The organism is Trabulsiella guamensis ATCC 49490, from assembly GCF_000734965.1.
Classification (GTDB): Bacteria; Pseudomonadota; Gammaproteobacteria; order Enterobacterales; family Enterobacteriaceae; genus Trabulsiella; species Trabulsiella guamensis.
On the sequence record NZ_JMTB01000023.1, the window covers coordinates 19413 to 31582 of the forward strand.

Genomic DNA, 12170 nt, shown 5'->3' on the forward strand with positions numbered 1-12170 from the left:
GGCAGAACTCCTTCCTGATGAAATTTGAGATTTACGGTAAGTGAAAGTGCTGTCGACTGCAATGTAAAGATGTGGAGCCTGTGAGATAGTCTGGCGGATATGCCCAATTTTTGGGCAGAGACGGGCAAAAATTGATTCAGAATAAGCCGGGTTATTGAATATGATTGCTATTTGCATTTAAAATCGGGACTTCATTTTTCAACTGACACGATTATGACTTCAATGACCCTTGATATGCCTCGCCGCTTTCCGTGGCCAACTCTGCTCTCTGTGGCTATCCACGGCGCAGTGGTGGCGGGATTGCTTTATACCTCGGTACATCATCAGGTTATTGAACTGCCAGCGCCGGGTCAGCCGATTACCGTCACCATGGTGACCCCCGCCGACCTGGAGCCGCCGCAGGCTGTTCAGCCACCGCCGCAGCCGGTCGTTGAGCCGGAACCAGAACCGGAGCCAGTCCCCGAGCCGCCAAAAGAGGCGCCGGTGGTGATCCATAAACCTGAACCGAAACCTAAGCCAAAGCCGAAACCCAAACCGGAGAAAAAGGTCGAGCAACCGAAACGGGAAGTGAAACCCGTAGAGCCGCGCCCGGTATCGCCGTTTGAGAACGACACGCCTTCACGTCCGGTGACCAGTACGGCGCCAGCCACCACCAGCAAGCCGATGGTGAGCGCCCCCAGCGGCCCTCGTGCGTTGAGTCGCAACCAGCCAGGTTATCCGGCACGCGCGCAGGCCCTGCGTATCGAAGGTAAAGTGCGCGTCCGCTTTGATGTTACAGCCGATGGCCGCGTGGACAACGTTGAAATTCTCTCCGCGCAACCGAGCAATATGTTTGAACGTGAAGTGAAAAGCGCCATGCGAAAATGGCGCTATGAGAGTGGCAAGCCCGGTACCGGGCTTATCATGAACATCGAATTCCGCCTCAAAGGCGTTTCAATGAACTAACCGGTGGGCCTGAGCCTGCGGCTCAGGCTGCCAGTACCCGCTCCAGCGCTTTCTGCGCCGTCACCAGATGTTCCCCGCCAAACAGAATCGCTCTGTTCAGTAAGGTATAAAGCTGATAAACCGGCTGGCGATCAAGGAAGCCACCGGGCAGCGGTGAGACCGACTGATAACCATCATAAATCTGCGGCGGTTGATCGGGGTGCAACGGCAACATCGCCAGATCACACTCTCTGTCGCCCCAGTAGCAGGCCGGATCGAAAATATACGGCCCGTCTGGCCCCAGCGCGCAGTTGCCGGACCAGAGATCACCGTGCAGCAGTGAAGGCTGTGGCTGGTGGTTGCTCAGACGCTGCTGAATATGACCGACAATCGCATCGATATTGCCAAACGCCATCCCTTTTTCCGCCGCCAGCTCTAATTGCCAGCCAATCCGCTGTTCAGCAAAGAACGTTGACCAGCGGCGTTGCCAGGCGTTGGGCTGCGGGGTTGTTGAGAGATCGTTGTCGAAGTCGAGACCAAACTGCGGCTGATCGCTCCATTCGTGGAGATGGGCAAGCTGTTGACCCAGCAGAAATGCGCTATGGGCGTCGAGCGGCCGGGGAGGGAGAAACTCCATCACCAGAAAGCTGTAGTCGCGATCACTGCCGACGGCATACACTTCCGGGACACGCACGGTTTTGCTGCGTGACAGCAGCTCCAGTTGATCGGCTTCGGCCGTGAAAATAGGCAAAAGCTCCCGCTCATCGCACTTGACGAAAAAGTCCTTGCCACGATAACGCAGATGCCATGCAGCGTGGATTTCTCCTCCGGGTAATTCATTACGCAACTCAATGTCGCCGCTTCCAAATTGCTCGCTTAACAGGCCACTGATAGCTTGCCACATGATGCTTCTCCCATGTTTTCTGCCATTTCAGAAGGTTAGCGCATAAATGCGGTGAAAAAACTCGAACTAACGCACAACTGAGTACTTTTAAGCGGCAAATGTTATTATTTTGTGCCTTCCTGCCATGCTTCGAACGTCGTGATGTCGATATCGGGTTTGCGATTGAGCGCGGCTTCAGCAAGCCCGGCAGCGAGTTCGCGGACTTCTTCTTCGCTGAGCGGACTGATAAAACCAAAGGTATTGGTGCCAAGATCATGAACTTTACCGTCGTCATCAGTCAGCGTCAGTAAAAAGCCGCCGCGCGACAGGTGATTATTAAGCTCGTTGATCTGGGTTAGCGCGTCCTCTTTAAAGCTGAACGTCACTACGTAACGGGTAATTTCTCCACTCACGGGCCACCTCTTTGTAATTCATGGATTTATCCAGCATAGTCCAAAGTGCCGGGCTGACCGCATTACTGACAGAGATAATCATAAATTTTGCGGGTATTCTCCAGCGAGCACAGACGCGTGCCCTGATTAATCGTGGCGGCGCTGCCGGCGGCGACGCCGAAGCGGACCATGTCTTGCAGGCTGGCATTTTCGGCAAGTTTCAGCGTCATGGCGCCCACCATGCTGTCGCCAGCGCCAACGGTACTCTGGCTTTTTACTGGCGGCGGTACTACTTGTACACAGCTGCTGGCGTCAACGCCAAGCGCACCCTGCGGCCCCAGCGAGACGATAACCCGTAAGGCTTTTCCGGATTGCACTATCTCCTGTGCTGCCTTGCGAACGTCGTCAGGCTGCGTCAGTTCGCGCTTCACCAGTGCGCTGAGTTCTTTCTGATTTGGTTTCACCAGTTCAATCCCACCGATTTCCAGTGCCGCGACGAGGGCATCGCCGGAGCTGTCTACCACACAACGGATGCCGTTATGCCGGGCGGCGTTGATTAACTGCACCAGTCGTTCAGTTTTAACGCCAGGCGGCAGACTGCCGCTGATCACCAGAATGGCACCTTTCTCTATTTGCAGCACTTTTTCTTCAAGCTGACGAAACTCATCGTCATTTAATGAGGCGCCGGGCATCACAAAGCGATACTGTTCGCCACTGGATTCCACATGCACATGCAGGTTCTGCCGCGTCCAGTCGTGAGCATTGACGGCATCAACCGGAACATGTTCATCGGCGAGCAAAGAGACCAGGTGTTCGCCTGTCGCGCCCCCGGCCGGAAAGATGGCGGTGGCTTTGCCACCCAGGAACGTAATTGCCCGCGCGACGTTAATCCCGCCGCCACCTGGTTCGAATACCGGCACGGTGCAGCGGAGTTTTCCTTCGGGGTATATCTGCGGCGTTAGCGTAGCGCAATCAAGGGAAGGGGCCAGGGTGAGTGTATAAATATTCGCCATTATTATTACCTCCTGAAATGTCCCATAAGTAAAATCTTTTTAAGCCTGGCACTGAATATCCAGGAAAGGAAGAAACAACAGCCTGATTTACAAGTATTTAAACTCAAAAGGAGGTTTTTATCATTATGAAATAAAAAGAGTTTTGAGATCGTTCTTATTCAAAAAATGAAATAAGAAGTCATTGCTATGTTATTCGGGTCTTTTTATAATTTCTTACCTTTCTCTGGAACTTCCTGCGTTGATCCTCATGAAAGTTTCCGGGACCGTATTGGTCTCTTTTTTTGTTGTACGGACTCTAATAAATGAAGCTTTTAAAGACAGTACCCGTGGCAGCCTTGCTGGCGGGGGGCTTGTTTGCGTCGGTGCACGCGACAGCAGATGATACCGTATTTACTGTCATGGATGACCCTTCTACTGCAAAGAAACCTTTTGAAGGTAACGTCAACGGCGGTTATCTCGCGCAGTCTGGCAATACCAAAAGTTCTTCCCTGACTGCAGATTCCACAATGACCTGGTATGGCGAATCCACCGCATGGTCATTATGGGGCAATGCGAGTAATACCTCGTCCAATGATGAACGCTCTTCTGAGAAATATGCGGTAGGCGGCCGTTCGCGCTACAACATGACCGATACAGATTACCTGTTTGGCCAGGCGAGCTGGTTGACTGACCGTTATAACGGCTATCACGAACGCGATGTTCTGACTGCAGGTTATGGTCGTCAGTTTATGAATGGCCCGGTTCACAGCCTGCGTTTTGAATTTGGTCCTGGTGTGCGTTACGACGAGTATACTGACGGCGACACTGAAACCCAGCCGTTGGGCTATGCGTCTGGCACGTACGCCTGGCAGATGACGGATACCACCAAATTCACACAGGGTGTTTCCGTTTTTGGTGCAGATGACACGACGGTCAACTCTGAAACCGCGCTCAACGTGGCAATAAACGATCACTTCGGTCTGAAGGTCGCTTATAACCTGAGTTGGAATTCCGAGCCGCCATCAACCGCGCCAAGTCATACTGATCGCCGTACCACGGTATCCCTGGGATACAGAATGTAATATATCGGGCCGGATCCCGGCCTGATTACTGCTTATCCCCAGATCATTGCGGCCCAGCGCAGCAGAAGCATGGCGCCGCAAATGGCTATCAGCACCACCACCATTTTCCAGTGTTTGCTGGCAAATCGTTTTGTTGACATCGGCTCCCCTCGCAGTTGTTTCCTTTAAAATAGCGTATCGCAGACAACATCAATGAGAGATGAACCTGAATCAGGGTTTTATCCCATAGAAATCATGTGTAGACTAGGGGCTGGTTTTATCAAAAGACGGATGTAGGAGGCGTGACGCGATAAACGTCATTTCTCATATTTCGCAGAGTGAAGCGGGAATCAATCCACCCCCTTTTGGTAATGTTCATCATATTATTTTGTATGTGCTCTTTCGTGTGGGGCACCACTGCAAATAAGGATATATCATGCCTGTAATTACTCTTCCTGATGGCAGCCAACGCCATTACGACCACGCAGTAAGCCCAATGGATGTTGCTCTTGATATCGGACCGGGTCTGGCGAAAGCCTGCATCGCGGGTCGTGTTAATGGCGACCTGGTTGATGCCTCCGATCTCATCGACACCGATGCGCAACTGGCGATCATCACCGCGAAAGACGATGACGGTCTGGAGATCATTCGTCACTCCTGCGCGCATCTGCTTGGTCATGCCATTAAGCAACTGTGGCCTAACACCAAAATGGCGATTGGTCCGGTAGTGGACAACGGTTTTTATTACGATGTGGATATTGACCGAACACTGACCCAGGAAGATCTCGACGCACTCGAAAAACGTATGCATGAGCTCGCCGAGAAAAACTACGACGTCATCAAGAAGAAAGTTAGCTGGCACGAAGCGCGTGAAACGTTTGTGAAGCGCAACGAACCCTATAAAGTCTCTATTCTTGACGAAAATATTGCCCATGATGATCAGCCTGGCTTATATCATCATGAAGAATATATCGACATGTGCCGCGGCCCGCACGTACCAAACATGCGTTTCTGCCATCACTTCAAACTGATGAAAACCGCAGGCGCTTACTGGCGTGGCGACAGCGACAACAAAATGCTGCAGCGTATTTACGGCACCGCGTGGGCAGATAAAAAAGCGCTGAATGCGTATCTGCAACGTCTGGAAGAAGCTGCGAAGCGCGACCACCGTAAAATCGGTAAGCAACTCGACCTGTATCATATGCAGGAAGAAGCGCCGGGCATGGTATTCTGGCACAACGACGGCTGGACCATCTTCCGTGAACTGGAAACGTTTGTACGCACCAAACTGAAAGAGTACCAGTATCAGGAAGTCAAAGGCCCGTTCATGATGGACCGTGTGCTGTGGGAAAAAACCGGCCACTGGGACAATTACAAAGACGCGATGTTCACCACCTCGTCTGAGAACCGTGAATACTGCATCAAACCGATGAACTGCCCGGGGCACGTTCAGATCTTCAATCAGGGTCTGAAGTCCTACCGTGATCTGCCGCTGCGTATGGCGGAGTTCGGTAGCTGCCACCGTAATGAACCCTCAGGCGCGCTGCACGGTCTGATGCGTGTCCGTGGCTTCACGCAGGATGACGCGCACATCTTCTGTACTGAAGATCAGATCCGCGATGAAGTGAACGCCTGTATTCGTATGGTCTACGATATGTACAGCACCTTTGGCTTCGACAAGATCGTCGTCAAGCTTTCCACTCGCCCCGAAAAACGTATCGGCAGCGATGAAATGTGGGATCGTGCTGAGGCGGACTTAGCCGTCGCGCTCGAAGAAAACAACATCCCGTTTGAGTATCAACTGGGTGAGGGCGCGTTCTACGGTCCGAAAATTGAATTTACCCTGTATGACTGCCTCGATCGTGCATGGCAGTGCGGTACTGTACAGCTGGACTTCTCTCTGCCGTCTCGTCTGAGCGCCTCTTATGTTGGCGAAAACAACGAGCGTCAGGTCCCGGTAATGATTCACCGTGCGATTCTTGGGTCGATTGAACGCTTCATCGGCATTCTGACCGAAGAATTCGCTGGCTTCTTCCCAACCTGGCTTGCGCCAGTGCAGGTCGTGGTCATGAACATTACCGATTCACAGTCTGATTACGTTAACGAATTGACCCGTAAACTGCAAAATGCGGGCATTCGGGTAAAAGCAGACTTGAGAAATGAGAAGATTGGCTTTAAAATCCGCGAGCACACTTTACGTCGTGTCCCGTATATGCTGGTCTGTGGTGATAAAGAGGTGGAAGCTGGCAAAGTGGCCGTTCGCACCCGCCGCGGTAAAGACCTTGGCGTCATGGGCGTAGAGGAAGTGATTGAGAAGCTGCAACAAGAGATTCGCAGCCGCAGTCTTCAACAACTGGAGGAATAAGGTATTAAAGGCGGAAAACGAGTTCAAACGGCACGTCCGAATCGTATTAATGGCGAGATTCGCGCCCAGGAAGTTCGCTTAACAGGTCTGGAAGGTGAGCAACTGGGGATTGTGAGTCTGAGAGAAGCAATCGAAAAGGCTGAAGAAGCTGGAGTAGATTTAGTCGAAATCAGCCCTAACGCCGAACCGCCAGTTTGTCGTATCATGGACTACGGCAAGTTCCTTTATGAAAAGAGTAAGTCTTCTAAGGAACAGAAGAAAAAGCAAAAAGTTATCCAGGTTAAGGAAATTAAATTCCGTCCTGGTACAGATGAAGGCGACTATCAGGTAAAACTCCGCAGCCTGATTCGCTTTCTGGAAGAGGGTGATAAAGCCAAAATCACACTGCGTTTCCGCGGTCGTGAGATGGCGCACCAGCAGATCGGTATGGAAGTGCTTAATCGCGTGAAAGACGATCTGACAGAACTGGCAGTGGTCGAATCCTTCCCAACGAAGATCGAAGGCCGTCAGATGATCATGGTGCTCGCTCCTAAGAAGAAACAGTAGGCCTTCAAGTAGCAACGGCTGTGAGGCTTCCGGGCCCCACAGCTTTTGTTCGCCTGGGTTTCGTTTATTAACAATGCGAAGTGGAAGTTATTAAAATGCCAAAAATTAAGACCGTACGCGGTGCTGCTAAGCGCTTCAAAAAAACCGGTAAAGGTGGTTTTAAGCACAAGCACGCTAACCTGCGTCATATTCTGACCAAAAAAGCAACCAAGCGTAAACGTCACCTGCGCCCGAAAGCCATGGTTTCCAAAGGCGATCTGGGTCTGGTCATCGCGTGCCTGCCGTACGCATAAGCCGTTAACGTTTATTAACTTTTTTAACTTGAATAGAGACAGGAGAGCATCATGGCTCGCGTAAAACGTGGTGTAATTGCACGTGCACGTCACAAGAAAATTTTGAAACAAGCTAAAGGCTACTATGGTGCGCGTTCACGCGTTTACCGCGTTGCCTTCCAGGCTGTTATCAAAGCTGGTCAGTACGCTTATCGTGACCGTCGTCAGAAAAAGCGTCAGTTCCGTCAATTGTGGATTGCGCGTATCAACGCAGCAGCACGTCAGAACGGTATTTCTTACAGCAAATTCATCAATGGCCTGAAAAAAGCCTCTGTTGAAATTGACCGTAAGATCCTGGCTGACATCGCTGTATTCGACAAAGTGGCATTCACTGCCCTGGTTGAAAAAGCGAAATCAGCACTGGCTTAAGCCAGTTGAAAGAGGGGGCTTGTCTCCCTCTTTTCATTTCAACGGCCTGGCCATTGACATTTGCCTGGTAAGATTTTTCAATAGGTTTACCCCATTACCCTTAAGGTAACGCAAGCATGAATGCTGCTCTTTTCCGCTTCTTTTTTTACTTTAGCACCTGAATCCAGGGGGCTAGCGCGTGAAAGAAGAAACGAAAAACAGCGCCAGAAAGCCTCCATCATGGAGGCTTTTTTGCTTTTGGATAGAGCGAAATAATTACCATAGACGGTGTCTGCACCGACACAACGAGGAAACCCATGTCACATCTCGCAGAGCTGGTTGCCAGTGCGAAGGCAGCCATTAATCAGGCTTCAGATGTTGCCGCGTTAGATAATGTACGCGTCGAATATCTGGGCAAAAAAGGGCATCTGACCCTCCAGATGACAACCCTGCGCGATCTGCCGCCTGAAGAACGTCCGGCGGCAGGTGCGGTCATCAACGAAGCGAAAGAACAGGTTCAGCAGGCGTTGAACGCGCGCAAAGCGGATCTGGAAGGCGCTGCGCTGAATGCCCGTCTGGCGGCTGAAACCATCGACGTTTCACTGCCGGGTCGTCGTATTGAAAACGGTGGCCTGCATCCCGTCACCCGCACCATTGACCGTATTGAAAGTTTCTTCGGCGAACTTGGTTTTACCGTCGCGACTGGCCCGGAAATCGAAGACGATTACCACAACTTCGATGCGCTGAACATTCCTGGTCACCATCCGGCCCGAGCTGACCACGACACCTTCTGGTTTGATGCAAAGCGCCTGCTGCGTACCCAGACCTCCGGTGTGCAGATTCGCACCATGGAGCACCAGCAGCCACCGATTCGTATCATCGCGCCGGGCCGCGTTTATCGTAACGACTACGACCAGACCCATACTCCGATGTTCCATCAGATGGAAGGGCTGATCGTCGATAAGAACATCAGCTTCACCAACCTGAAAGGCACGCTGCACGATTTCCTGCGCAACTTCTTTGAAGAAGATTTACAGATTCGTTTCCGTCCATCCTATTTCCCGTTCACCGAACCGTCAGCCGAAGTTGATGTTATGGGCAAAAACGGTAAATGGCTGGAAGTACTGGGCTGCGGCATGGTGCATCCGAACGTACTGCGCAATGTGGGCATCGACCCGGAAGTTTACTCCGGTTTCGCCTTTGGGATGGGCATGGAACGCTTAACTATGTTGCGTTACGGTGTCACCGATTTGCGTGCATTCTTCGAAAACGATCTGCGTTTCCTCAAACAGTTTAAATAAGGGCAGGATAAAAAAATGAAATTCAGTGAACTGTGGTTACGCGAATGGGTCAATCCGGCCATCGACAGCGGCGCGCTCTCTGACCAGATCACCATGGCGGGTCTGGAAGTGGACGGCGTTGAGCCGGTCGCGGGCGCATTTAATGGCGTTGTGGTGGGTGAAGTCGTTGAGTGCGGTCAGCATCCGAACGCTGACAAACTGCGCGTGACAAAAGTTAACGTCGGCGGCGAACGTCTGCTGGACATCGTCTGTGGCGCGCCGAACTGCCGTCAGGGGCTGAAAGTGGCAGTAGCGACCATCGGCGCCGTACTGCCGGGCGATTTCAAAATCAAAGCCGCGAAACTGCGTGGCGAGCCGTCTGAAGGAATGTTGTGCTCCTTCTCCGAACTGGGGATTTCCGACGATCACAGCGGCATTATCGAACTGCCGGCGGATGCGCCGATTGGCACCGATATTCGTGAATACCTGAAACTCAACGATACCACTATCGAAATCAGCGTGACGCCGAACCGTGCCGATTGCCTCGGCATTATTGGTGTCGCCCGTGACGTCGCGGTGCTGAACCAGCAACCGCTGGTCGAGCCGGAAATGGTGCCGGTCGCGGCAACTATCAGCGATACGCTGCCCATCCGCGTAGAAGCGACCGATGCCTGCCCGCGTTATCTGGGCCGTGTCGTCAAAGGGATCAACGTTAAAGCGCCAACGCCGCTGTGGATGAAGGAGAAACTGCGTCGCTGCGGTATTCGTTCCATTGATGCAGTGGTTGACGTCACTAACTATGTGCTGCTCGAACTGGGCCAGCCGATGCACGCCTTCGACCATGACCGCATTGACGGTGGGATCGTGGTGCGCATGGCGAAGCCGGGCGAAACGCTGGTACTCCTCGACGGCAGCGAAGCGAAACTGGATACCGACACGCTGGTGATTGCCGATCACGGCAAAGCGCTGGCGATGGGCGGCATCTTCGGCGGCGAACATTCCGGCGTAAACGGCGACACGCAGAACGTCCTGCTGGAGTGTGCGTTCTTCAGCCCGCTGTCGATCACTGGTCGTGCGCGTCGTCATGGTCTGCACACCGACGCGTCTCACCGCTATGAGCGTGGCGTTGATCCGGCGTTACAGTACAAAGCAATGGAGCGCGCCACTCGTCTGCTGATCGACATCTGCGGCGGTGAAGCGGGTCCGGTCATTGATGTCACCGATGAATCCACGTTGCCGAAACCGGCGACTATCCTGCTGCGTCGCAGCAAACTGGATCGTCTTATTGGTCATCACATCGCCGATGCGCAGGTCAGCGATATCCTGCGTCGTCTGGGCTGCGAAGTGACCGAAGGTCAGGACCAGTGGCAGGCAGTGGCACCGAGCTGGCGCTTCGATATGGAAATCGAAGAGGATCTGGTGGAAGAAGTCGCGCGTGTTTACGGCTACAACAACATCCCGGATGCGCCGGTTCAGGCCGGTTTGATCATGGGAACGCATAAAGAAGCGAATTTGTCGCTCAAGCGTGTGAAAACGCTACTGAACGATAAAGGCTACCAGGAAGTGATCACCTACAGCTTCGTTGACCCGAAAATTCAGCAACTGCTCCATCCGGGTGAAGAGACGCTGATTCTGCCGAGTCCCATCTCCAGTGAAATGTCGGCGATGCGTTTGTCGCTGTGGACAGGTCTGCTGAGTACAGTGGTCTACAACCAGAACCGCCAGCAGAGCCGCGTGCGTATCTTCGAAACCGGCCTGCGTTTTGTACCGGATACCCAGGCAAACCTTGGCATTCGTCAGGATGTGATGCTGGCGGGGGTGATTTGCGGCAACCGTTATGAAGAGCACTGGAACCTGGCAAAAGAGACCGTTGATTTCTATGATGTAAAAGGCGATCTCGAATCCGTGCTGGATCTGACAGGTAAAGTGGCTGACATTCAGTTCAAAGCAGAGACGAATCCGGCACTGCATCCGGGGCAATCTGCGGCGATTTATCTGAAAGGCGAACGTATTGGTTTCATTGGGGTTGTTCATCCGGAACTCGAACGTAAACTGGATCTGAACGGTCGCACTCTGGTGTTCGAACTGGAGTGGAACAAGCTCGCAGACCGCATGGTGCCTCAGGCTCAGGAGATTTCTCGCTTCCCGGCGAACCGTCGCGACATCGCTGTTGTGGTCGCTGAAAACGTCGCGGCAGCGGATATTCTCACCGAGTGTAAGAAAGTTGGCGCAAATCAGGTAGTTGGCGTAAACTTATTTGACGTGTACCGTGGTAAGGGTGTAGCGGAGGGTTATAAGAGCCTTGCTATCAGCCTGATCCTTCAGGATACCAGCCGTACACTCGAAGAAGAGGAGATTGCCGCTACCGTTGCCAGATGTGTAGAGGCATTAAAAGAGCGATTCCAGGCATCATTGAGGGATTGAACCTATGGCGCTTACAAAAGCTGAAATGTCAGAATATCTGTTTGATAAGCTTGGGCTTAGCAAGCGGGATGCCAAAGAACTGGTAGAGCTGTTTTTCGAAGAGATTCGTCGTGCTCTGGAAAATGGTGAACAGGTGAAACTCTCCGGTTTTGGTAACTTTGACTTGCGTGATAAAAATCAACGCCCGGGGCGCAACCCGAAGACGGGCGAAGATATTCCCATTACAGCCCGGCGTGTGGTGACCTTCAGACCCGGACAGAAGTTAAAGAGCCGTGTCGAAAACGCTTCGCCCAAGGCAGAGTGATCTGAACTAACTAAAAAGGCCGCTTCGCGGCCTTTTTTCTTTTCTGAAACTGGCAGGCACCGTAAAATCAAACACCTTGCAGTCTGATTAATGGAAATTATGCTCTCCTGGGTTCGACTTCAACAACAACGAAACCGACGCTGGCTTCTCGTGCTGCTGCTCATACTCATGGCCGCGGTGCTGCTCAGTTTGTGCGCGGGCGAGCAGTGGATCTCGCCGGCAGACTGGTTCAGCGCGAAAGGGCAATTGTTTATCTGGCAGATTCGCCTGCCACGTACACTGGCCGTATTGCTGGTCGGTGCGGCGCTGGCACTTTCCG

General features: G+C 52.5%; 15 protein-coding genes and 1 other annotated feature. Of the genes, 11 read left to right on the forward strand and 4 right to left on the reverse strand.

The genetic code is table 11. From position 1 onward, the window contains the following. Nucleotides 1–222: 222 nt before the first annotated feature. Nucleotides 223–945, forward strand: a complete 723-nt coding sequence (tonB, locus tag GTGU_RS01980; protein WP_038153854.1) for a TonB system transport protein TonB — start codon at nucleotides 223–225, stop codon at nucleotides 943–945. A 22-nt stretch (nucleotides 946–967) separates the two neighbouring features. Here the strand turns inward: tonB and GTGU_RS01985 are convergent, their stop codons facing one another. The 3 genes from GTGU_RS01985 to pfkB form a co-directional block, all read right to left on the reverse strand. Continuing rightward, nucleotides 968–1828 (reverse strand): fructosamine kinase family protein, encoded by an 861-nt coding sequence (locus GTGU_RS01985; protein ID WP_038153855.1) that lies wholly within the window; start codon nucleotides 1826–1828, stop codon nucleotides 968–970. Between the two features lie 104 nt (nucleotides 1829–1932). Beyond that, complete coding sequence (gene ghoS / locus GTGU_RS01990; RefSeq protein WP_038153857.1) at nucleotides 1933–2220, reverse strand: type V toxin-antitoxin system endoribonuclease antitoxin GhoS; 288 nt, start codon at nucleotides 2218–2220, stop codon at nucleotides 1933–1935. A 62-nt stretch (nucleotides 2221–2282) separates the two neighbouring features. Then, complete coding sequence (gene pfkB, locus GTGU_RS01995; protein ID WP_038153860.1) at nucleotides 2283–3212, reverse strand: 6-phosphofructokinase II; 930 nt, start codon at nucleotides 3210–3212, stop codon at nucleotides 2283–2285. 302 nt (nucleotides 3213–3514) lie between these two features. On the opposite strand from pfkB, the gene GTGU_RS02000 reads away from it, so the two are divergent. Next, complete coding sequence (locus GTGU_RS02000; RefSeq protein ID WP_038153863.1) at nucleotides 3515–4273, forward strand: DUF481 domain-containing protein; 759 nt, start codon at nucleotides 3515–3517, stop codon at nucleotides 4271–4273. A 32-nt stretch (nucleotides 4274–4305) separates the two neighbouring features. Here GTGU_RS02000 and yniD read toward each other — a convergent pair whose 3' ends face one another. After that, the gene (gene yniD, locus GTGU_RS25610) at nucleotides 4306–4413 is read right to left on the reverse strand and encodes a small membrane protein YniD (protein WP_156964005.1); all 108 of its coding nucleotides are present in this window, start codon (nucleotides 4411–4413) and stop codon (nucleotides 4306–4308) included. A gap of 275 nt (nucleotides 4414–4688) precedes the next feature. On the opposite strand from yniD, the gene thrS reads away from it, so the two are divergent. The 9 genes from thrS to GTGU_RS02040 form a co-directional block, all read left to right on the forward strand. Then, entirely contained in the window at nucleotides 4689–6617 is a 1929-nt protein-coding gene (thrS, locus tag GTGU_RS02005; protein WP_038153865.1) for a threonine--tRNA ligase, read from the forward strand. A gap of 3 nt (nucleotides 6618–6620) precedes the next feature. Continuing rightward, on the forward strand, nucleotides 6621–7163 hold the full coding sequence (gene infC, locus GTGU_RS02010; RefSeq protein WP_072011887.1) for a translation initiation factor IF-3: 543 nt from the start codon (nucleotides 6621–6623) through the stop codon (nucleotides 7161–7163). A 95-nt stretch (nucleotides 7164–7258) separates the two neighbouring features. Next, the gene (gene rpmI / locus GTGU_RS02015) at nucleotides 7259–7456 is read left to right on the forward strand and encodes a 50S ribosomal protein L35 (protein ID WP_001124225.1); all 198 of its coding nucleotides are present in this window, start codon (nucleotides 7259–7261) and stop codon (nucleotides 7454–7456) included. A 51-nt stretch (nucleotides 7457–7507) separates the two neighbouring features. After that, nucleotides 7508–7864: a 50S ribosomal protein L20 gene (gene rplT, locus GTGU_RS02020; RefSeq protein ID WP_006820206.1), complete on the forward strand. Its 357-nt coding sequence runs from the start codon at nucleotides 7508–7510 to the stop codon at nucleotides 7862–7864. Between the two features lie 111 nt (nucleotides 7865–7975). Continuing rightward, nucleotides 7976–8100, forward strand: a sequence feature (Phe leader region). After that, a complete protein-coding gene (pheM, locus tag GTGU_RS25615; protein WP_152525475.1) occupies nucleotides 7981–8025 on the forward strand; it encodes a pheST operon leader peptide PheM in 45 nt (14 codons plus the stop codon). It overlaps the preceding feature by 45 nt. Before the next feature lie 60 nt (nucleotides 8101–8160). Then, the gene (gene pheS, locus GTGU_RS02025) at nucleotides 8161–9144 is read left to right on the forward strand and encodes a phenylalanine--tRNA ligase subunit alpha (RefSeq protein ID WP_038153870.1); all 984 of its coding nucleotides are present in this window, start codon (nucleotides 8161–8163) and stop codon (nucleotides 9142–9144) included. A gap of 15 nt (nucleotides 9145–9159) precedes the next feature. Next, nucleotides 9160–11547, forward strand: coding sequence for a phenylalanine--tRNA ligase subunit beta (gene pheT, locus GTGU_RS02030; RefSeq protein ID WP_038153872.1), 2388 nt, complete (start codon nucleotides 9160–9162; stop codon nucleotides 11545–11547). A gap of 4 nt (nucleotides 11548–11551) precedes the next feature. Next, the gene (gene ihfA / locus GTGU_RS02035) at nucleotides 11552–11851 is read left to right on the forward strand and encodes an integration host factor subunit alpha (protein ID WP_006820203.1); all 300 of its coding nucleotides are present in this window, start codon (nucleotides 11552–11554) and stop codon (nucleotides 11849–11851) included. Nucleotides 11852–11950: 99 nt separating this feature from the next. Continuing rightward, nucleotides 11951–12170 (forward strand): iron chelate uptake ABC transporter family permease subunit (locus tag GTGU_RS02040; RefSeq protein ID WP_156964007.1); only part of this gene is annotated, 220 nt, incomplete at its 3' end.